The 19,897-nt window shown below is 50.8% G+C and carries 22 protein-coding genes and 3 tRNA genes; 23 read left to right on the top strand and 2 right to left on the bottom strand.

Annotated features, from left to right (window positions below):
* Positions 1-130: 130 nt before the first annotated feature.
* From ACFFK0_RS00430 to ACFFK0_RS00340, 19 genes are all read left to right on the top strand, one after another.
* Positions 131-204 (top strand) — tRNA-Met (locus ACFFK0_RS00430).
* A 3-nt stretch (positions 205-207) separates the two neighbouring features.
* A tRNA-Thr gene (locus ACFFK0_RS00425) sits at positions 208-283 on the top strand.
* 6 nt (positions 284-289) lie between these two features.
* Positions 290-361 (top strand) — tRNA-Gly (locus tag ACFFK0_RS00420).
* Positions 362-673: 312 nt separating this feature from the next.
* The gene (locus tag ACFFK0_RS00415; RefSeq protein ID WP_377467509.1) at positions 674-1,129 is read left to right on the top strand and encodes a helical membrane plugin domain-containing protein; all 456 of its coding nucleotides are present in this window, start codon (positions 674-676) and stop codon (positions 1,127-1,129) included.
* On the top strand, positions 1,122-2,300 hold the full coding sequence (locus ACFFK0_RS00410) for an NAD(P)/FAD-dependent oxidoreductase (RefSeq protein ID WP_377467507.1): 1,179 nt from the start codon (positions 1,122-1,124) through the stop codon (positions 2,298-2,300). The genes ACFFK0_RS00415 and ACFFK0_RS00410 overlap by 8 nt, the downstream gene beginning before the upstream one ends.
* A 94-nt stretch (positions 2,301-2,394) precedes the next feature.
* Positions 2,395-2,691, top strand: coding sequence for a DUF2277 domain-containing protein (locus ACFFK0_RS00405; RefSeq protein WP_377467505.1), 297 nt, complete (start codon positions 2,395-2,397; stop codon positions 2,689-2,691).
* A gap of 114 nt (positions 2,692-2,805) precedes the next feature.
* Positions 2,806-3,279, top strand: a complete 474-nt coding sequence (locus ACFFK0_RS00400) for a L,D-transpeptidase (protein ID WP_377467503.1) — start codon at positions 2,806-2,808, stop codon at positions 3,277-3,279.
* Between the two features lie 29 nt (positions 3,280-3,308).
* Entirely contained in the window at positions 3,309-3,542 is a 234-nt protein-coding gene (locus tag ACFFK0_RS00395; RefSeq protein ID WP_377467501.1) for a YqkE family protein, read from the top strand.
* Positions 3,543-3,602: 60 nt separating this feature from the next.
* Positions 3,603-4,412: an adenosylmethionine decarboxylase gene (gene speD / locus ACFFK0_RS00390; RefSeq protein ID WP_377467499.1), complete on the top strand. Its 810-nt coding sequence runs from the start codon at positions 3,603-3,605 to the stop codon at positions 4,410-4,412.
* 72 nt (positions 4,413-4,484) lie between these two features.
* Positions 4,485-5,117, top strand: a complete 633-nt coding sequence (locus tag ACFFK0_RS00385; RefSeq protein ID WP_377467497.1) for a TraX family protein — start codon at positions 4,485-4,487, stop codon at positions 5,115-5,117.
* Between the two features lie 80 nt (positions 5,118-5,197).
* On the top strand, positions 5,198-5,878 hold the full coding sequence (locus ACFFK0_RS00380) for a serine/threonine-protein kinase (RefSeq protein WP_377467511.1): 681 nt from the start codon (positions 5,198-5,200) through the stop codon (positions 5,876-5,878).
* Positions 5,879-5,920: 42 nt separating this feature from the next.
* Positions 5,921-6,253: a YmaF family protein gene (locus ACFFK0_RS00375; protein WP_377467495.1), complete on the top strand. Its 333-nt coding sequence runs from the start codon at positions 5,921-5,923 to the stop codon at positions 6,251-6,253.
* Between the two features lie 141 nt (positions 6,254-6,394).
* Positions 6,395-7,768 (top strand): spore germination protein, encoded by a 1,374-nt coding sequence (locus ACFFK0_RS00370; protein WP_377467493.1) that lies wholly within the window; start codon positions 6,395-6,397, stop codon positions 7,766-7,768.
* A gap of 32 nt (positions 7,769-7,800) precedes the next feature.
* A complete protein-coding gene (locus ACFFK0_RS00365) occupies positions 7,801-8,856 on the top strand; it encodes a GerAB/ArcD/ProY family transporter (RefSeq protein ID WP_377467491.1) in 1,056 nt (351 codons plus the stop codon).
* Positions 8,853-9,974 carry a Ger(x)C family spore germination protein gene (locus tag ACFFK0_RS00360; RefSeq protein ID WP_377467489.1) on the top strand — a complete coding sequence of 374 codons (1,122 nt, stop codon included), beginning with the start codon at positions 8,853-8,855 and terminating at the stop codon, positions 9,972-9,974. The genes ACFFK0_RS00365 and ACFFK0_RS00360 overlap by 4 nt, the downstream gene beginning before the upstream one ends.
* 19 nt (positions 9,975-9,993) lie before the next feature.
* Positions 9,994-10,131 (top strand): hypothetical protein, encoded by a 138-nt coding sequence (locus tag ACFFK0_RS00355; protein WP_377467487.1) that lies wholly within the window; start codon positions 9,994-9,996, stop codon positions 10,129-10,131.
* Between the two features lie 268 nt (positions 10,132-10,399).
* Positions 10,400-12,223, top strand: coding sequence for an assimilatory sulfite reductase (NADPH) flavoprotein subunit (locus ACFFK0_RS00350; RefSeq protein ID WP_377467485.1), 1,824 nt, complete (start codon positions 10,400-10,402; stop codon positions 12,221-12,223).
* 22 nt (positions 12,224-12,245) lie between these two features.
* Entirely contained in the window at positions 12,246-13,964 is a 1,719-nt protein-coding gene (gene cysI, locus ACFFK0_RS00345; protein ID WP_377467483.1) for an assimilatory sulfite reductase (NADPH) hemoprotein subunit, read from the top strand.
* A gap of 150 nt (positions 13,965-14,114) precedes the next feature.
* Positions 14,115-14,381 (top strand): HPr family phosphocarrier protein, encoded by a 267-nt coding sequence (locus tag ACFFK0_RS00340; protein WP_377467481.1) that lies wholly within the window; start codon positions 14,115-14,117, stop codon positions 14,379-14,381.
* 43 nt (positions 14,382-14,424) lie between these two features.
* On the opposite strand, the gene ACFFK0_RS00335 is transcribed toward ACFFK0_RS00340, so the two are convergent.
* Entirely contained in the window at positions 14,425-15,414 is a 990-nt protein-coding gene (locus ACFFK0_RS00335) for an LLM class flavin-dependent oxidoreductase (protein ID WP_377467479.1), read from the bottom strand.
* A gap of 211 nt (positions 15,415-15,625) precedes the next feature.
* Here ACFFK0_RS00335 and ACFFK0_RS00330 point away from each other — a divergent pair, with 211 nt between their 5' ends.
* Positions 15,626-16,789 (top strand): serine hydrolase domain-containing protein, encoded by a 1,164-nt coding sequence (locus ACFFK0_RS00330; protein WP_377467477.1) that lies wholly within the window; start codon positions 15,626-15,628, stop codon positions 16,787-16,789.
* Between the two features lie 20 nt (positions 16,790-16,809).
* On the opposite strand, the gene ACFFK0_RS00325 is transcribed toward ACFFK0_RS00330, so the two are convergent.
* Entirely contained in the window at positions 16,810-17,268 is a 459-nt protein-coding gene (locus tag ACFFK0_RS00325; protein ID WP_377467475.1) for a hypothetical protein, read from the bottom strand.
* Between the two features lie 187 nt (positions 17,269-17,455).
* On the opposite strand from ACFFK0_RS00325, the gene ACFFK0_RS00320 reads away from it, so the two are divergent.
* The 3 genes from ACFFK0_RS00320 to ACFFK0_RS00310 all read left to right on the top strand — a co-directional run bounded on the left by ACFFK0_RS00320 (position 17,456) and on the right by ACFFK0_RS00310 (position 19,798).
* A complete protein-coding gene (locus ACFFK0_RS00320; RefSeq protein ID WP_377467473.1) occupies positions 17,456-18,070 on the top strand; it encodes an NUDIX hydrolase in 615 nt (204 codons plus the stop codon).
* A gap of 100 nt (positions 18,071-18,170) precedes the next feature.
* Positions 18,171-18,386, top strand: a complete 216-nt coding sequence (locus ACFFK0_RS00315; protein ID WP_377467471.1) for a CDGSH iron-sulfur domain-containing protein — start codon at positions 18,171-18,173, stop codon at positions 18,384-18,386.
* Positions 18,387-18,622: 236 nt separating this feature from the next.
* Positions 18,623-19,798 carry a M48 family metallopeptidase gene (locus ACFFK0_RS00310; protein WP_377467469.1) on the top strand — a complete coding sequence of 392 codons (1,176 nt, stop codon included), beginning with the start codon at positions 18,623-18,625 and terminating at the stop codon, positions 19,796-19,798.
* Positions 19,799-19,897 lie beyond the last annotated feature (99 nt).

Here is a 19,897-nt window from a genome sequence, read left to right as displayed (position 1 = left end):
AAGTGAAGAAGAAGCTGACGAAGCGAATTCCGAATACTTTGCGGGGACCCCGGCAAGACCAGCCAGCAAATTCTACGCAAACTGTTTCGTATCTAGTTTTCAAGGTGCATCACCGCACTTTGAACAATGACGCGGGGTGGAGCAGCCCGGTAGCTCGTCGGGCTCATAACCCGAAGGCCGCAGGTTCAAATCCTGCCCCCGCAATACGCCGCTGTAGCTCAATTGGCAGAGCAACTGACTTGTAATCAGTAGGTTGGGGGTTCAATTCCTCTCGGCGGCACCACAAATTGCGGAAGTGGCTCAGCGGTAGAGCATCGCCTTGCCAAGGCGAGGGTCGCGGGTTCGATTCCCGTCTTCCGCTTCACGACCAAGACATGCTGTCTGAACGCAGCATGTCTTTTTCTATTTTCAGAACGGTAAGCGCCACTCCAAGTACATAAACAATATTATGTTAAATAGCGTTATCCGTGTTTAGTGATCTCCAATAATGACAATGATAAAGCTAATAACATTTCACATAACTTTCACTTTTCGGGCGTGTAATAAAAATCTTAACCTAACAAAGTCATGTTAACTATTGCAAGAATTTTGATTGGGTATATAATGTAACAGTGAGCCTTAAAGATTACGATCAATAATGTGAAAAGTTTCACTAAGGAGGACTAACGAAAAAATGTCACAAACAACTACCGTGCAACCATCGGAGCAGGAAAACGTGACAGTTGCCGTACAAGACGTCATCAAGACCGACGTCCTTGATCAGCTGTTGAAGCCCGAAGTCCAACAATCGCTCAGTACGCTGGTGGAGCAGCTTCCTAAGCTGACGGAAATGATGACGACCCTGACGAAGACGTATGACTTTATTCAGAAGGTTGCAAATGACCGTATTCTGATTCAAGATATGATCGGCGGCATTCAAGAAGTAGTCAAGCCGGTCGAAGAGAAAGTAAAATCGTATGCTTCCGCAGCGATCGAAGCCAGCGACCGCGCTGAGCAAAGCGATGCACAGATCGGGTTGTTCGGCATGCTGAAGCTGCTCAAGAATCCGGAACTGCAGCATATGCTTCGTTTTGCACAGGCATATTTGGACATTCTTGGCGAGCGTAAAGGGGGAGTCCACGGTGAGTAAGCATATTTTGATTCTGGGCGGAGGCTACGGCGGTCTCCTTAGCGCCATCTCCGCACGCGCAAACTTGTCACCGGCAGAAGCGAGCATCACCCTTATCAACCGCGTGCCGCAGCATCAAATCATTACTGAGCTGCACCGTCTGGCAGCCGGCAATGTGGACGAGAAAGCTGTCGCCCTGCCGCTGGAGAAGCTGCTGAAAGGCAAGCAGATTAATCTTAAGGTCGGCAATATCCAGAAGATTGATGTGAGCGGACGTAAAGTATCTCTTGAGGACGGATCGGCGTATACCTACGATGCGCTGGTGCTTGCGCTCGGCAGCGAAACGAATTATTTCGGCATTCCGGGATTGCAGGAAAACAGCTTGACGCTCAAGTCCGTAGCCGACGCTAATAAAGTATACGCACACGTGGTAGAGCGCATCCAAGCTTATGCAAGAACGAAGAACAAAGCCGATGCGACATTCGTCATCGGCGGCGGCGGTTTGACCGGCGTTGAGCTTGTCGGCGAGCTGGCCGACGAACTGCCGGGCATTTGCCGTAAATACGGCGTGAACTTCTCCGATATTTCGTTATATCTCGTTGAAGCGATGCCGAGCATCCTGCCGATCTTCTCGGCCGATCTGATCGATCGGGCTACGAAGAGCCTGGAAAGCCGGGGCGTACAGTTCTTGACAGGTCTCGCCATCACGGAAGTGAACGGGTCGAACGTTACGCTGAAGGATGGCAGAACAATTGAAACGAATACGCTCGTTTGGACCGGGGGCGTACAAGGCAGCTCGCTCGTTGCGAATTGCGGAGTTGAAGTCAACCGCGGCCGTGCTACGGTGAATGAGTATTTACAGTCGGTATCGCATCCGGAAATCTTCCTTGCCGGCGACTGCGCAGTCGTATTCGGACCGGAAGGACGTCCGTATCCGCCAACGGCACAGCTGGCTTGGCAGATGGGCGAACTGGCCGGTGCGAATATTGCGGCTTCCTTCAAGGGAACGTCCATGGACGCGTTTAACCCTGTATTCTCCGGCACGCTGGCAAGCTTGGGCCGTAAAGACGGCATCGGTTCGATCGGCGGCAGCGGTATCGAACTGAAGGGCACGCCTGCTTCGCTGATGAAGAAAGCAAGCAACGCACGTTATTTATCACATATTGAGGGCCTGTTCGCGCTCGCTTATTAAGATTCAACAAGAAGTGCGTTTCATAAGCCAAGTTCGGTTGTCGCGAAGGCGGGACCGGACTTGGCTTTTCATAATCATTGGGAGGAGGTTATATATGTGCCGCAATATTAAGCCATTATTCAATTTCGAGCCGCCGGTAACGGATGATGAAATTTATGCTGCCTCCTTGCAATTCATTCGGAAAATATCAGGCTTTCAAAAGCCCTCGAAAGCCAATGAGCAAGCATTCAATCAGGCAGTAGAAGAAGTCGCCGCTGCGGCCAAAACCTTAATGAATTCCTTGGTAACCCAAGCGCCCCCACGCAATCGGGAAGAGGAGATCGAGCTCGCCCGGCTGCGCAATTTGAAACGGTTCGGACCGAACAACTCGCAATTATCCGCGAGTGAATGAGTTGGCGAATGCCGTTGATATTTTGGCCGAATAAAGCATAACATACGAACAAATCGACAGATCCTGACGCCAATACCGGTGTCCTGAGCTGGTCTCGGAAGGGAGCTTTTCGAGTTGTTCAGAAGCAAAGTTATGCTGTTTCTCGTGCTATTGATCGTTCCATACGGAACGTATAGTGCTCAAACGAACGCAGCGCCGCTTGAAGATACGGTCAGCATGATCATCGACAAGTCCAGCCATACGTTGACTGTCTACGTAAACGAGGACCCCGTATACGTGTTTCAGGTCGCTACCGGGCGGAGAAACCTGACTCCGGAAGGGCAATTTTCCATCAGTAATAAAATCAAAAATCCGTGGTACCTTCGTAAAAACATACCCGGCGGCGATAAAAGAAATCCTCTCGGTACGCGCTGGCTGGGACTGAGCGTGCCGAATACAGGCGGATATACGTACGGCATTCACGGCACGAACAATCCTTATTCCATCGGGGGCAGCGTATCCTCGGGCTGCATCCGGATGCGCAATCGGGACGTCGAATGGCTGTATCGGCATATCCCGGTCGGAACCCCTGTAACGATTCGAGAATAGCTCGCTGAAATTTGAATTGAGGTGGCAGTATGGCGAAAAACAACAACGAAGAGAAGCCTGCAACGATCAAAGATATGCTGAAGCCCGATACCTTGAGTAAGCTCAAGGCCAGCGCTGACGCCATGAAAGCGGAGGAAGCAAAGCGCAGAGAGGAGCAGCGCGCTGCAGCAGAGGCGGCCCGTAAAGCGGAGCAAAAGCGGCTGGAGAACGACTTTGAGCATTTGCTGAACAACAGCAATACGGACTGGAGAAAGTTCAAGTAACCATCGTATAGTTTCAAACCGGGCGTCGCATACTGAACCAAAAAGGGAGGATGGCGAATCTTGCCGCTTACACCGGAACAGCATGTGACGCTGCATGGCTTCAACAACTTAACGAAAACGCTAAGCTTCAATATGTACGATATTTGCTATACGAAGACGAAGGAAGAACGGGAAGCGTATATCGAGTATATTGATGAGCAATATAATGCGGACAGGCTGACCCATATTTTGCGCCAGGTTGCCGAAATTATCGGAGCGCATGTGCTCAACATCGCCAAGCAAGATTACGTTCCGCAAGGAGCGAGCGTGACGATGCTTGTGTCTGAGGGCCCTGTAGTCGAAGTGCCGACGGAGTCCTACGAAGAGTCCCCGGGACCATTGCCGGATTCCGTCGTCATACAGCTGGACAAGAGTCATATCACCGTACATACATATCCCGAGTATCACCCGGACGAAGGGATTTCCACGTTTCGCGCCGACATTGACGTATCAACCTGCGGGGAAATTTCGCCGCTTAAGGCATTGAACTACTTAATCCATTCCTTCGAAACCGACGTGATGACCATCGATTACCGCGTACGCGGTTTTACGAGAGACATCAGCGGTCATAAGCTGTTCATCGATCATGAGATCAGCTCCATTCAAAACTACATCCCCGACGAAGTCCAAAGCTTATATGATATGATTGATGTGAATGTGTATCAAGAAAATATTTTCCACACCAAATGCAAGCTGAAGCAATTCGACCTCAACAATTACTTGTTCGGCTATACGAAGGACAAGCTGAGCCCGGAAGAGCAGGCGGACATCACGAAAAATTTGAAGTGGGAAATGGACGAAATCTTTTACGGAAAAAATATTGCCTACTGACGAAAGCCGCGTTTCGTACGCGGCTTTTCATTTTTGTGCTATCATGAAAGAAAAGCAAGAAGGAGGATCGTCATGCAGCTTATCGCGATGGCGACGATGGCTTTGGATCATATCGGCAAATTGTTTTTTCCTTCTGAGCTGATCTGGCAATATGCAGGGCGTATGGCGTTTCCGATCTACTGCTACTTTGTCGTACTAGGCTATCAACGAACCCGAAATATCCGGAATTATATGCTGCGCCTCCTCGCGATCGGCGCAGCTTCGCAAATACCGTATATGCTGACTTTTAACACGTGGGGAATCAACGTTATCGGCACATTGCTGGCCGGTTTGAGTACGATGATCTTGATGGACCGCATAAAACAGGCGCAGGCTCAAGTTCTATTGGCCGCTGCGGTCGGTTTGCTGCTGGATGTGCTCGATTTCGACTACGGCTCTTACGGTCTGCTGCTCATTTTCATATACCGGTATACGACTTCTCATCGAATGGTCGGTTTGCATATGCTGCTAAATTTTGCTTACCTGTTCTACAAAGGCGAGAGCTGGACGATTCAATTGGCGAGCGTTATTCCGACATTCGTATTGGCCTGCACGCCGTCCATACCGAAAGCGCTCAATCGGATAGCGGTTCCCCGCTGGCTCTGGAGATCGTTTTACCCCGTTCACTTCATCATATTATTCATTATCGTCTTCATGTTGAAGTGAAACCAAGATTATGAAAGAGGATGCGCCTGATGAAATTATCCCGGATCAAGCCATCGATCCCTGACAGTCCCCCGACAAACATGGTGGACGTACGTCTATTCATTGAATATATCCATACCCAATTGCTGCCGCAGCTTGTCGTGGAGAGCACCCATCCGCACGACCCGATCGTCGTCCGCCATATTCCCGAGCCTTGGAAGCTGATGGGAGCCGGAAATTATGCCGTCGTCGTCTCGCATCCCGATTTTGCCGACCGTGTAGTGAAGATTTACGCTCCAGGGCGGCACGGCTGGGAAGAGGAGGTCGAGGTATACCGCCGTCTCGGACAACATCCCGCCTATGCCGAATGCTTTCATTCGGACAAGGACCATCGTTATTTGGTACTGAGACGGCTGTACGGCGTAACGCTTTACGACTGCTTTAGAAGAGGCATCCCTATTCCCGAGCAGGTCATTTTCGATATTGATGAGGCGCTGGATTACGCAAGAAATCGGGGGCTCCGCCCGCATGACGTTCATGGAAAAAATGTGATGCTTAACGCCAAGGGGCGCGGCCTCGTCGTTGACGTTTCCGATTTTCTGAAGCATGAGCCGTGCCGGATGTGGCATGATCTCAAGAAAGCCTATTATAAAATTTACTTGCCGTACTTGTACGACAAACAAATCCCGATTCCGGACGTGCTGCTGAACGTAGTTCGCAAAGCATATAGGATTGTAAGGCGAATCCGCTCTATGTTCCATCGTTCACATCATGTGCACTAGCTGAATAAGATGCCTATATATTGAAAATAGGCAGGTGTCAACTTGATTTCCAAAGACAGCTTCGTGTCGGGCTTCGTTCCCGAGCACAATCACGGTTCCGTAGATTACACGTCGGTTTCTAACGGTCATGTCCATCAATGCCTAGACGTCACGTCACCGCCGATCATGACGCAGGATGGGGGCCATATCCACTACACCGAAGGATATGTGATGTACGAGGACGGTCACAAACACTATTATAAAGCGTATTCGGGTCCGGCGATTCCAGTAGGCAACGGCATGCATGTCCATTACTATGATTTCTATACGACAACAGACGACGGGCATAATCATCGCGTGCAAGGCGTCGATATGCCCGCCCCGGGTACGAAATAAGGAAAGCGGCGAAGGCTCTCGCGAGGGAGCCTTCTTTATTTTACATAATAATAATTATGTAATTATTACTGGGTGTACATATTCCCATGTTTTGCGGCACAACCTATGGAAAGGCATCCAAATCAAAGGAATGATGACAGCATGCAACAGACGAATTCAACCATCGACTGGATCTGCAGTAAGCTTAGCGAAGCAAGCGACATCGTCATCAGTTCCATTCGCAACGAACAGATGGAAGGACGAATTCTATACATTCGAACGGTATGCGACGAGACTAAGCTGCAGAAGCTGATCATAGATCCTCTCGGCAAATTCCCGGATTTCCCCAGCTACGCAAGGCACCTGCTTTCCTTGCCCGGCGTGCAGCTTCCGTTCAGTAACGAAGAAACGCTGAATCAAGTGCTGAAAGGCTGCGTCCTGATCGCCATTGAATCCCACACGTACTTGCTGGACATGAAGGATATTCAGAATGCCCAAGTGTCGGAGACGAATGTGGAATCGACCTTCCTTGGACCCAAGCTGGCTTTAAGCGAGGATGTGTCCATTAATATCGGATTGATCCGGCTGCGTTATCCTCGGCCGAGTTTGTCCGTGCAAGAGATGACTGTCGGCAAGCTGTCCTGCACCCGAATGGTCATCATGTATGACGATGACTTCGTCAATCGGGAGGCACTGCAGCGAGTCCGCGAGGCACTGGCATCGGTGGATTTAAATTTGGTGCAGTCCGCTAGCCAGCTCATGCTGGCGATCAACGGCAGCAAAAGGTCCGCTTTCCCCAAAGGGATGGTAACAGAACGGCCGGACCGCATTGTTTACAATCTGGCCGTAGGGAAAATCGCCGTGCTGCTGCAAGGTACGCCGTTTGCCGTCATCGTACCTACCGTGTTGTTCGACTTCATGTCGTCGATGGACGATGTGTACGAGAACTATGCGATCAGCCGATTTTTGGTGCTGCTGAGGTATATCGGGCTCTTGTTCAGTTTGACTTTGGCTTCCTTCTACGTCGTCGTCACTTCGTTCAATCCGGAAATATTGCGGGTACAACTCGCCTTGTCTATCGCCGGCAGCCGCGCGCCGGTTCCGTATCCGTCCTATGTTGAAGTGCTGTTCATGCTGATTATGATGGAGCTGCTTACGGAAGCGAGCGTACGGCTGCCGAAGACGGTCGGATCGACGGCGACGACCGTCGGCGGGTTAATCTTAGGACAAGCGGCTACGCAGGCGGGTCTTGTCAGCAACATCATGATTATTATCGTTGCCGCGGTCGCGATTTCGAACTTTGTGGTCCCTATTATACCAATGGGATTTGGCATGAGAGTCGCCAAATATTTTATTTTGCTGCTCAGCTCAATGTTCGGCTTCATGGGTCTTCTCGTAGGGCTCGTGTTTTTGGTCGTTTACATTGCCATGATCGACAGCTTCGGAACCCCATATTTGCAAATTACGTGGGGGCTTGATTCCGCTAAGCTGGTCAGCCAGCGACTGCGAGGAGAAGCAGGGGGGAGGGCGTCCTGAACCGCTACTTTTATTATTTGATACTGGTCAATATGCTCGTCAACGTTCTCGCTTTTGTACCCCGGGTGCTTGTAGTAAACCGTTACAACGGCTCGGTGTTGGGGCTATTTGTTTCAACCGGCATTTCGACGCTGCTTATGTATGTTTTTTGTAAAACAATAGAAAAGTTCCCGGGTACAAGCATCCCGGAACTTCTTCGCGGTACGATTCCGGAATGGGTCCGGAAGGCGCTCATGTTCGCATTCGCCGTCATTTGGTATACGGCGGGAATGATCACCTTGCTTGCCTATTCGGACTTCACCCGCAAATTTCTCAATCCGGAAATATCGAGCTTTCTCGTTACCTCCATTTATTTTCTCGTGGTCGGTTTCGTTGCCACCCAGTCGTCTACAAAAATATTGCATGTTCTGGAAATTTTGCTGATTCTGGGTGTTCCGTTAACGTCATTCATCCTCTTCAAAGCGTTCATTAACAAGGACATGAACTGGGACAGCGTGTTTGCTGTGGCTGCCTATATTCGTAAAATTCCGAACTACGAGTCCGTTGCCGCTGCGACCTATGTGTTCACCGGGTATGTCAATATGGCGGTCTTCAATCGGTACATTCCGAATTTCAAGGTGAAGTGGCTGTGGGTCCACAGTGTCGTAGGTTTAACGATTCTTTTTACAACCTTGTTTATTCCGATCGGGTTCTTGGGCGCGGACGGTGTCAGCGAGTATACATTTGCTTGGATTACCACGGCGGATTCGATGCGAATTGAGCTCGGTGTCATGGAGAGGGTGCTGTTCATTTTTTTGTTCCTTTACGGTGTTATCGCTTTCGCGAGCATGATCATCCACATGCATGTTTCGTTTGTCATGTTGAAGCTCATGTTTGAGGTGGAACACAAATCAAGCAAGACGCAGCAATGGTTCGCCATTGGCGTTGTCCTCTTGTTTGCCCTGCTCCTGTTATCCGCTAACGCCGTCATTACTGACGCAAACTTGCTTACACTCGGAAAATTATGGCTCAACGTTCGTTTTCCTGCGGAAATCGTTCTGGTAGCTATAACCGTCTTTGCCGCATGGCGAAGGAGGAAGATGTCGTGAAGGGAAATCAACTGAAATGCTTGATCCTGGCCTGCGTACTGGCTGTCATGTCAGTATTGTCGGGCTGCGGATTCAAGGATATCGACAAGCGCTTCTTTGTCGTTTCCATCGGCGTCGATCGATCCGACAAGCCTCCGGCAAAATATAAGGTAGAGCTCAAGCTGGCGATTCCTTCTTCCGAGGAAAAGTTCGGCTCGAACCTGTTCATTATCGTCACGGAGGAAGCGGAGACGATAACGGAAGCCGTGCGGATTATGAAATCGAAGGTGGATAAGGAGCTGGATTTCGGACATGCGAAAGCGATCGTTTTCGGAGAAAAGTTCATCAAAGATAAACACGCTTTAAGTGAAGTGCTCGATTGGTTCGTACGCCGCCGGGATATCCAGATGATTTCGTGGGTCGGGATGGGACGGCCTGACGCGATGTCCATATTGATGCTAAACCCGCAGTCCGAACGCCTCCCGTCGAACATGATTTTTCTTTCGTTCGGCCAGACCGGGACGCATACGTCATATATCGTATCCGAATATTTGTTCGATATGCGCCGGCGGCTCAAAGAGAGAGGGTTGGATCCGATTCTTCCGATCATTGAGAAGCGAAGCAAGGATCAGATCCAGATTAATAAAGTCGCACTATTTTCCAAAGAAGAGTTCGTCATGGAGCTGGATTCGGAAGAAACGAAAATATTAAATACGTTCTACCAGAACATTGGAAAATCGGACGTGAAAGTCTATGATGGAGAACATACCTTCATCGTTTCCGTAGACGATATCCAGTCGAATATTCGCGTCATTAGATCGGCCGGAGGCCGGGAGCTGCCTCGCGTTGAGGTTGCTGTCAAAATGAACGGCATTATCGAAGAAGCCAAACACTCGATAAGCTTGTCAAAACTGAAATCCTATGAGCGGCTGACGGAAAAAGAAATTGCCGATCGGGCACAAAAATTGTTCAACCGGATGCAGAAGGCCGGGATCGATCTGCTCGGCATCGGATTGAAATACCGGTCCACCCATATGACGGATCAAGCGGATTGGGAGCAATGGCAGTCCCAGTATCGGGATATTCCAATTACCGTTCAGGCGAAAGTCAAGCTGCAAGGAACAGGTGTCATCGAATAAAGAGGAAGCGGAGTCTATCATGGTAAACGAGCAACAGGACGTTATTATGAACGGGCTGCGCTATACGAAACGGCCGGCAAACGTGAAGGATGCAGGCGAGCTATCAGGAGTCCTTCTGCAAATCGATGGCGAAACCGGACATATGGATAAGGTATGAGGCGAGGCGTTTGTCAATCGGATGGGCATTAAACAGTCTGATCGTCTCCTATTTGCAGCTGTAATAATGGGGGGGATGGCCTCGATAGGCTGTTTGAACGAAAAATACCTTTTCTTTATCGGTTTAATTAGAAAACATTATTTTTCGACATTATTTTTTGGCTGCGGAATATGGTATAGTTTTCAATAGTAAGTTCATCTGCGGGTTTAGTGTAAAGTCGACCCGTTGGGCAATTATTGTAATTTGAACTATGGTGGGGTGGATAGCGTTGCAATTGCAGGTAAACAATAGTCCGTTTAGCCAGGATCAGGTCGACCTTCTGAATCGGCTTCTTCCGAGCTTGAACGACTCCCAGAAAATTTGGCTCAGCGGGTATCTCGCCGCTTCGGCAGCAATCCCGGCATCCGGAGCAATCGGTGCAGGGCAGCAGGCGGCAGGCGGCGCACCTGCAGCAAGCAAAGAAGTGACCGTTCTGTTCGGATCGCAATCCGGGAATGCGCAAGGTCTGGCGAAGAAATTTGCCAAGACGCTTGAGGCGAACGGGTTTCAAGTTACGCTCTCGTCGATGAGCGACTTCAAGACGAATCAGCTCAAGAAGGTCCAGCAGCTGCTCATCGTTGTCAGCACGCATGGAGAAGGCGAGCCGCCGGATAATGCGATCTCCTTCCATGAATTTTTGCACAGCAAGCGGGCGCCGAAGCTGGAAGGCTTGAACTACTCGGTGCTGTCGCTTGGCGACAGCTCTTACGAGCTGTTCTGCCAGACCGGCAAAGATTTCGATGCCCGGCTTGAAGAGCTCGGTGCAACCCGTCTGTACGATCGCGTAGATTGCGACGTTGACTATGCCGAACCGGCAGCGGAATGGCTTCAGGGCGTAGTGAACCGGCTGAAGGAAGGGCAGGCCGGAGCCGGTACGTCTGCAGCCGCTGTTTCGGGCGCGGCCGCTGTGATCGCTTCGGAATCCGCCTATGACAGATCGAATCCTTTCAAGGCCGAAGTATTGACGAATATCAATTTGAACGGCCGCGGCTCGAATAAAGAAACGCGCCACCTCGAGCTGTCGCTCGAAGGCTCGGGGCTCACCTATCAGCCAGGCGACAGCCTTGGCATCTACCCGCACAATGATCCGGCGCTAGTGGATCTTCTGCTGGAGCGGACGAAGTGGGAACCACAAGCACAAGTAACCGTCAACAAGCAAGGGGAGGTCCGCCCTCTGCGCGAGGCGCTGATCGAACATTTCGAGATCACGACGTTAACGAAGCCGCTGCTCGAGAAGCTGGCGCCGCTTGCGGCGAATAAGGAAGCTCTGGAGCTGCTGCAGGCCGGCAATGAAGAACAGCTCAAAGCATATATTCACGGCCGCGATCTGGTCGATTTCGTCAGCGATTACGGCCCCCTTCAAGGCAGCGCCCAGGATGTCGTTTCCTTGCTGAGAAAAATACCTGCACGCTTGTATTCGATCTCCAGCTCTCAGGCGGCGAATCCCGAAGAAGTGCATCTGACGATCGGGGCATTGCGTTACGAAGCGCACGGGCGGGAGCGTAGCGGCGTCTGCTCCATCTACTGTGCGGAGCGTCTGCAGTCAGGAGATGCGGTTTCCGTATTCGTCCAAAATAATGCGAATTTCAAGATGCCGGAAGATCCGAGCACGCCGATCATTATGGTAGGACCGGGCACGGGGATCGCGCCGTTCCGCGCTTTCATGCAGGAGCGCGAGGAAATTGGCGCAACGGGCGAGTCCTGGCTGTTCTTCGGCGATCAGCACTTCGTCACCGACTTCTTGTATCAAACCGAATGGCAGCGCTGGATCAAAGACGGCGTTCTTACCCGCATGGATGTTGCATTCTCCCGCGATACGGATCAAAAAGTATACGTCCAGCATCGCATGCAGCAGCATAGCAAGGAGCTGTTCGCATGGCTGCAGAAGGGCGCGGCGGTTTACATCTGCGGCGACGAGAAAAATATGGCCAAGGACGTACACCGGACACTGCTGGAGATCATCGAGACCGAAGGCGGCATGAGCCGTGAACAGGCGGAGCAGTATCTCGCGGCGATGCAGCAGAACAAGCGGTACCAGCGAGACGTTTATTGATTTTGAGAGGAGTACGACAAGCATGGCAAATTTGAAATTAACCGCGCCTGAGGGACCACCTAGCGATGTCGAGCGCATCAAACGAGAAAGCAATTACTTGCGCGGCACCTTGGCCCAATCGATGCTCGAGCCGCTTAGCGCCGGCATCTCGGATGACGATAACCGATTGATGAAATTCCATGGCAGCTACCTCCAGGACGACCGCGATCTGCGGAACGAGCGGCAGAAGCAGAAGCTGGAGCCGGCCTACCAGTTCATGCTGCGCGTGCGGATGCCCGGCGGCGTTGCTCAGCCTGGACAATGGCTCGTCATGGATGAGCTTGCCAACAAATATGGAAACGGCACGCTGAAGCTCACGACACGCCAAACGTTCCAAATGCACGGCATCTTGAAATGGAACATGAAAAAAACGATTCAATCGATCCATCAAGCGCTGCTGGACACGATCGCTGCGTGCGGCGACGTAAACCGGAACGTCATGTGCAATCCGAACCCGTATCAGTCCGACATTCATGCGGAAGTATACGAATGGTCGAAGCGGTTAAGCGACGATCTGCTGCCGCGGACCCGGGCTTATCACGAGCTGTGGCTCGATGAAGAGATCGTTGCCTCGACTCCGGAGCAGGACGAAGTCGAGCCGATGTACGGCCCGCTTTATTTGCCGCGGAAATTTAAGATCGGCATCGCCGTGCCGCCTTCCAACGACGTTGATGTGTATTCCCAGGACCTGGGCTTTATTGCAATTGTCGAGGACGGCCGGCTTGTCGGCTTCAACGTAGCGATCGGCGGCGGTATGGGGATGTCGCACGGCGACAAGGAGACGTATCCGCAGCTGGCGAAGGTCATCGGCTTCTGCAAGCCGGAGCAGATTTATGACGTTGCCGAGAAAATCATTACGATTCAGCGCGACTACGGTAATCGTTCGCATCGTAAAAACGCCCGTTTCAAGTACACGGTCGATCGCCTTGGGCTCGAGACGGTCAAAGAGGAGCTGGAAAACCGCCTTGGCTGGAAGCTAGACGAAGCGAAGCCGTACCATTTCAACGATAACGGCGACCGGTACGGCTGGGTGCAGGGCGTAGGGGACAAGTGGCACTTTACGATGTTCGTCCAGGGCGGCCGCGTTACGGATTACGAAGGCTATCCTATGATGACGGGCCTGCGCGAAATTGCGAAGGTGCATACCGGCGACTTCCGCTTGACCGCCAATCAGAACCTCATTATCGCAAACGTTACACCGCAAAAGAAAGCGGAAATTTCCGAGCTTCTCGAGCGGTACGGGCTGCACGACGGCAAGCGTCATTCCGGTCTCCGCCGCAGCTCGATGTCCTGCGTGGCGCTGCCAACCTGCGGTCTGGCGATGGCTGAAGCGGAGCGGTATTTGCCTGTGCTCATCGACAAGATCGATGAGATTCTCGACGAGAATGGGCTGCGTGACGAAGAAATTACGATCCGGATGACCGGATGCCCGAACGGCTGTGCGCGCCATGCGCTCGGCGAGATCGGTTTTATCGGTAAAGCTCCGGGCAAATACAATATGTATCTCGGCGCCGCATTTGACGGCAGCCGCTTGAGCAAGATGTACCGGGAAAATATCGGGGAAGACGAAATTCTCCGCGAGCTTCGCGTACTGCTTCCGCGATATGCGAAGGAAAGAGAGAGCGGCGAGCATTTCGGCGATTATGTCATTCGCGCCGGCATAATTGCCGCGACAACGGACGGCACTAATTTCCACGATTAATAGTCTATGACACCACTTACCCGCAGAAAGGCACTGGCGAAGTGCTTTTTCTGCGGGTATTTCTCATTTTGCGGAACGGGCGAAAAAAGCTGCACACAAAATAGCGATTTCATGGTAATATACCATCAAATAAATAGTGGAGTGAGCAATATGAGAGTGTACGATGTTGTCATTGCGGCCGATTTTCAACCTGTTGATCTGCAAGCGATTTCAAGAACAGCGAGCCGGTTTATTTCGGACATTATCATCGAGTATAACGTAGACGAAGCAAACCGGGTCAGTGTCGATGTGAAAAGCTTGCTGGGGATGATGACACTCGCGATTCATAAAGGAACCCGGATTACGATCAAAACAAAGGGTAAGGACGAGAAGGAAGCGATTGATTACTTGACCGACCTGATTGAGCGGTACAAATAAATATGGGTAAAACAAAACTGAGCGCGGTGTGCGCTCAGTTTTGTTAGTTCCTAAGCCCAGCGGCTTCGGCAAGAATGTGATAGGATCGAAGTCTGGCGTGATGATCGTAGATTTGGCCGGTGGCGATTAATTCGTCCGCACCGGTTTCGCGGACGATTTGCTGCAGTCTGTCGCTGATCGCAGCCCGGTCGCCGATAATCGTATAGGCCATTCTTCTGCGCACCATTTCCTTTTCCTCTTCAGTCCAAAGTCCATCCATACTGTCGACCGGAGGCTGCAGCTTACCGGGACGTCCCCGGATCAGGCTGAGCGCCTGCTGCTGCTGCGAGGTGGCCAGACGCTGAGCATCCTCCGGCGTATCCGCAGCTACGACGCTGATTCCCACCATTGCATATGGCTGATCCAGCACGGAAGAAGGGCGGAAATGCGAGCGGTACAAATGCAAAGCCGGCAGCAAATATTCGGGGGCGAAGTGACTGGCGAATGCGAAGGGGAGCCCCAGTTCACCGGCCAGCTGTGCGCTGAAGCCGCTGGAACCGAGCAGCCACATCGGAATATTCAAGCCTTCGCCGGGCACAGCTCGAACGCCAAGCGTTCCGGAGCCATATAGAAACGCGCGCAGCTCATCCAGCAGCTCCGGAAAATTGTCGCCGTCACTATCCAGCCCGCGGCGCATGGCGCGTGCAGCCAGACGGTCTGAGCCCGGAGCGCGTCCGATACCGAGGTCGATCCTCCCGGGAAATAACGATTCCAGCGTGCCGAATTGTTCGGCGATCATAAGGGGCGCGTGGTTCGGCAGCATAATGCCGCCGGAGCCTACGCGAATGCGGGACGTTCCCGCCGCAATATGGCCGATCACGACCGATGTGGCGGAGCTGGCGATGCCCGGCATGTTATGATGCTCGGCGAGCCAAAACCGGCTGTAGCCCCAGTCTTCGGCATGGCGGGCAAGATCCAGCGAATTGCGCAGCGCATCCGAGGCCGTGCCGCCGGCCACAATCGGTGCAAGATCGAGTATCGAAATAGGTACCATACATTCACCTGCTTGAAATAGTTTTAGGCAGCCCCGATAGAACGAAGCGCCTTTGTATCTGTTACCGAAAAAGTTACAATAACATTATCGTTTGTTATCGGAACAAATGCAAGGGCGATGTAAGAAGCAGTTCGAAGACTTTCATATGAAAAACATCCCATTTTCGCTATAATAAGTGTTGAAAGCGTTTAATATGAAGGGAGCCGTAACGATGAGCAGAAACAATCGATTGGCCGAGCGGTTGACTCCGCTGTTGAAGAGTATGACGGAGAAAGGCCCGGCCGGCTGCGCCTGTACGGTCGTTCACCGGGGAGAAGCGATCTATGAAGAAACCGTTGGTTATGCGGATTTGGAAAGAAAGAAGGAGATCGGTCCGGATACGATTTACCGGATTTATTCGATGACGAAAGTCGTTACGTGCGCTGCGGCTCTTATGCTGTATGAGAAGGGGCTGTACCTGCTGAACGACCCATTAGGGGAATATTTGCCGGAGTTCCGTAACCCGCAGGTGTATAAGTACAATGAATTCGGCGTGAAGACAGTCGCTCCTGCAGTGAATCCGATCCGGATCAAAGATCTGTTCATGATGACCTCAGGAATTACATACGGCGGAGACGGAACGGAAACCGAACGTCAAACCCGCGCCATTATGCATAATGCCGCCGAAACGATGGATACTCGTTCGGCCGCGAAAGCTCTTGCAGGCGTGCCCCTCGCATTCGAACCGGGTACACGCTGGAAATACGGATTAAGCCATGATGTTCTTGCAGCGCTGGTTGAAGTACTTTCAGGCCAATCGTTCGGCGAGTTTCTGCAGAAACACATTTTCGAGCCGCTCGGCATGAAGGACACCTTCTTCCGGATTCCGGACGATCAGCGCGATCGCCTATGCACGATGTATGACCGTGCTGAAGACGGTACGATGACCCCGAACGCAAGATTGGACGCCTGCTATCAGCCTGATTGCCGTCTGGAAAGCGGCGGCGCGGGATTGCTATCGACGATCGGGGATTACACCCGGTTTGCGCAAGCTCTCGTAAGGGGAGGAGAACTGGACGGAGCACGGATTCTCAGTCCGAAGACTCTCCAATTGATGGCGACGAACCACCTGAACGGCCAGCAGCTTCGTGATTACGATTGGTCGCATATGGGCGGTTACGGCTACGGGCTTGGCGTTCGCACCTTGATCGATCCGGCGGCAGGCGGAATCAACGGATCGATCGGCGAATTCGGCTGGGCCGGCATGGCGGGATCGTACTTGCTTATTGATCCGAAGGAGGAGCTCACGATCGTCTACATGCAGCAGCTGCTGCCAAGCAGGGAGCCGTTCATTCATCCGCGGCTGCGGTCCGTTGTTTACGGGGCGCTGGACTAAGAGGAATAGGGCTGATACGTTCATTTTGCCTTGATTCTCGCTCGAATGCCGAGCGGACGCGGTGAGTCCGGTGCGTTGCCGATTTCCTCCTCCTTGTTTCCGGTCTTAGTCGGAAGCCATATGCCTTCTTGCCACATTTGATAAACATACAGGATTTGAGCGAAAGCGGTCATCAACGACAGATTGATTAACGGCGGTAAATTGCCGCTTTCCCGTACGCCCAAATGGTTCAACCAAACGGAAAGCGCAAAAACATAGATGCCGTCCACGATCAAATTAACGAGTACATACAACCAGAACTTGCGGAAGGTAAAGGCGAAAATCCAGATCGTACCGACCAGAAACACCCCGTAAACTGTCGGCAGCGGGATGACTTTATCCCATGGAAACAACGTTACTTTGAACGTCCACCATTGATATGTCCATGCGATTTGATTCACGATGGTAGAAAGGACAGTGGCAAACAAGGCGACAGGCATAAACCGGCGAATCCGTTCTCGGCCAAGAAAAAACAATGAAAACCAGGGTAACGCAAAAATTGACCAAAGTATTTGCGGGATCATTCAATCACCCTCCGGTGCAGCGTCATAAACCAATCATCCCCTAGTTCCTATTATTTATTCCTATATGTAAACGGTAAACCAATCACGATTCGGGGTGGACGGCATGGATCCTAAATGGCTTGAATGGGCGAAGCAGCTTCAGTCTATTGCACAGGCAGGCTTAACCTACTCCAAGGATATGTACGATTTAGAAAGATTCCAGCAAATTCGTGATATCAGCATGGAAATTATGTCGGAGTACACGAAAACCGATATGAACACCATTCAGGCGCTATTCGCTAATGAAACCGGCTATGCTACACCAAAGGTAGATGTAAGAGCGGTTATCTTTAAAGACGATCGAATCCTGATGGTCAAAGAAAAAATTGACGGAAAGTGGGCGCTGCCCGGGGGATGGGCCGATATCGGCTTGTCTCCGACCGAGGTTGCGGTTAAGGAAGCAAGAGAAGAGACAGGCTTCGATGTAAGAGCGGTGAGACTGCTGGCTGTCCACGATAAGAAATGTCATCCGCATCCGCCTTCGCCATATCATGTATACAAGCTGTTTATTCAATGTGAGATCGTTGGAGGCGAAGCAACGGGAGGGGCGGAAACGAGCGAAGTTCGATTTTACGATATCAATGATTTGCCCGAGCTCTCTATTGAGAGGAATACCGAATCTCAAATCCAGACGATATTTCGTCTGAGAAACACGATAGGCCCGGCGGAATGTGATTAAGCTGGCATTGATTTGCCATGAGCGAATGCCGGCAGTTAGTCTTTTTCCCGAGATCGCTGGATATACTTGTACTAATTGTTGAGATAGGAGGGCAGGCCACATGGCAGAAGAAACCAAAGTGACCATTAAGGTGAACGACAACGGATCGCTGCGGGTGACGGGACCGGTGGAGCTTGTGGACGCGGAAGGCAACCCGTTCGAGCATAAGGAATCGTTCTCACTATGCCGATGCGGAGCGTCAGGCAACAAACCGTTCTGCGACGGCACGCATAAGTCGACCGGGTTCGAAAGTGCGCCGCGAGCAAAGAAGGAGTAGTGTGAACGGCTGTCTGTGACATCAGTAAACTAAATCGGATGAAAACAAACAAAAGCTGGAGAAGCCGCTTAATCGCGGCTTTTTGTCATTTATGTATAGAGGCTTTGCGAAACATGGTCTCGCGCATTCGATACATCGGATCATTCCCTTACAAGGAATTCCATTTACTCTGTCGAATACTGAAGGTAAGTGATAGAAAGATGATCGATATACTTTTGCGAAAGGGAACTGTCAAAATGAATGGAGAGATTCAAAATGTGCCCGTAATTGAGAATGAAAAAATTCATGTTAAGACGGCCAACAAATATTTGTGGTTCGTACCTGGATTGTATGTGATCCTTTGTGCATCTTTGTTAATCATGACCTGTATCGGGTACGGGTTCTATTATTTCCTTCTACATATTGCACCCCCGTTAGTTGCGGTTTTGCTATTCGGAGCATTTTTAGGCGTTGGGATTGGGGTTCTTCTGGGATATTATTCTGTGTTTTCCGGAATTTTTAGATCTTTGTTCCCTAGAACTATAGAAGAGGTCGGCATCGTGATGAATGAAGCTATGGAACCTGAATTATTCGAGCAAATCAAAGACTTGTGCGAGCAAATGCACGCGGAGATGCCGAAGTATATTATTCTAAATGCCAGAAGTGCTTTTTTTGCCGCTGATGCAGCAATTAGTCTGCCAAACGAGAAGATTAGAGGTACAATTCTAAGTATAAGTTTACCAATGCTATACAATGTTAACATTGATGAACTGCGTTCCATTGTCAGTCATGAATTAGCCCATTTTACAGGATGGGATACAAAGTTCAGCAAGAAGATCGCGCCTGTCTATCAAGGGGCTATGACGATGTTGAAGCGTATTGACTATGGAATTAATACTGACAGATCTGATTTAGCCTCGTTTATGATGGTTCCGTCCCTAATACCAACAGTTATAGTTCGTTATTATTTGAAGTGGTTTCATAATCATATGGTGGCGATTTCTAGGGCTCGTGAATACCGTGCAGATGCATGGGCAGCTCAAACCTGCGGAACAGCAACTTATATGAGCTCTTTGGAAAAAATGCACAGCAACCCTATTATATTTGAACGAGTGTCATATGGTGATCTGACAGGGAGGTATAAAGAAGGGAGGGGGATCATCAATTATTTTCAGGTTTTTAGACAGTATTCGGATAGTCTCCGCGGAGAAGTTGCCCAAGAATTACAATTTGCTCGATCCAAAATATCTTCTGCCGATGACACGCACCCTACACTAACGGAAAGATTAAACAATCTGCCTGTATGCGAAGGGAAGTCTGTTTCAAGTGACCCCGCTTACGTGTTATTGAAGCACATTGAAGAATATGAACGTGTATTGTCAGATGAGTTGTCACTCTTTCATAATAATAGATCTCAATTGAGAAATCATTAATTTTTACGATTTCACGCCATATTTCTGCCAATTGTTGTATGGAAATGTTCAGCTAAGGGGACCTTAAGCACCAAGCTGCTTATTGAGGTGAACATGGGA

This window comes from Paenibacillus chartarius (assembly GCF_042432825.1).
Classification (GTDB): Bacteria; Bacillota; Bacilli; order Paenibacillales; family NBRC-103111; genus Gordoniibacillus; species Gordoniibacillus chartarius.
The sequence above is the reverse complement of the archived record's forward strand: the minus strand, read 5'-3'. Positions and strand labels throughout refer to the sequence as shown.

Coding starts and splice junctions, on each gene's coding strand:
- ACFFK0_RS00340 (WP_377467481.1), top strand. CDS start 14,115: ATGAGAGTGTACGATGTTGTCATTGCGGCCGATTTTCAACCTGTTGAT.
- ACFFK0_RS00380 (WP_377467511.1), top strand. CDS start 5,198: ATGGTGGACGTACGTCTATTCATTGAATATATCCATACCCAATTGCTG.
- ACFFK0_RS00315 (WP_377467471.1), top strand. CDS start 18,171: ATGGCAGAAGAAACCAAAGTGACCATTAAGGTGAACGACAACGGATCG.
- ACFFK0_RS00320 (WP_377467473.1), top strand. CDS start 17,456: ATGGATCCTAAATGGCTTGAATGGGCGAAGCAGCTTCAGTCTATTGCA.
- ACFFK0_RS00365 (WP_377467491.1), top strand. CDS start 7,801: ATGCTCGTCAACGTTCTCGCTTTTGTACCCCGGGTGCTTGTAGTAAAC.
- ACFFK0_RS00415 (WP_377467509.1), top strand. CDS start 674: ATGTCACAAACAACTACCGTGCAACCATCGGAGCAGGAAAACGTGACA.
- ACFFK0_RS00405 (WP_377467505.1), top strand. CDS start 2,395: ATGTGCCGCAATATTAAGCCATTATTCAATTTCGAGCCGCCGGTAACG.
- ACFFK0_RS00330 (WP_377467477.1), top strand. CDS start 15,626: ATGAGCAGAAACAATCGATTGGCCGAGCGGTTGACTCCGCTGTTGAAG.
- ACFFK0_RS00395 (WP_377467501.1), top strand. CDS start 3,309: ATGGCGAAAAACAACAACGAAGAGAAGCCTGCAACGATCAAAGATATG.
- ACFFK0_RS00370 (WP_377467493.1), top strand. CDS start 6,395: ATGCAACAGACGAATTCAACCATCGACTGGATCTGCAGTAAGCTTAGC.
- ACFFK0_RS00335 (WP_377467479.1), bottom strand. CDS start 15,414: ATGGTACCTATTTCGATACTCGATCTTGCACCGATTGTGGCCGGCGGC.
- ACFFK0_RS00325 (WP_377467475.1), bottom strand. CDS start 17,268: ATGCCTGTCGCCTTGTTTGCCACTGTCCTTTCTACCATCGTGAATCAA.
- ACFFK0_RS00355 (WP_377467487.1), top strand. CDS start 9,994: ATGGTAAACGAGCAACAGGACGTTATTATGAACGGGCTGCGCTATACG.
- cysI (WP_377467483.1), top strand. CDS start 12,246: ATGGCAAATTTGAAATTAACCGCGCCTGAGGGACCACCTAGCGATGTC.
- ACFFK0_RS00310 (WP_377467469.1), top strand. CDS start 18,623: ATGAATGGAGAGATTCAAAATGTGCCCGTAATTGAGAATGAAAAAATT.
- ACFFK0_RS00385 (WP_377467497.1), top strand. CDS start 4,485: ATGCAGCTTATCGCGATGGCGACGATGGCTTTGGATCATATCGGCAAA.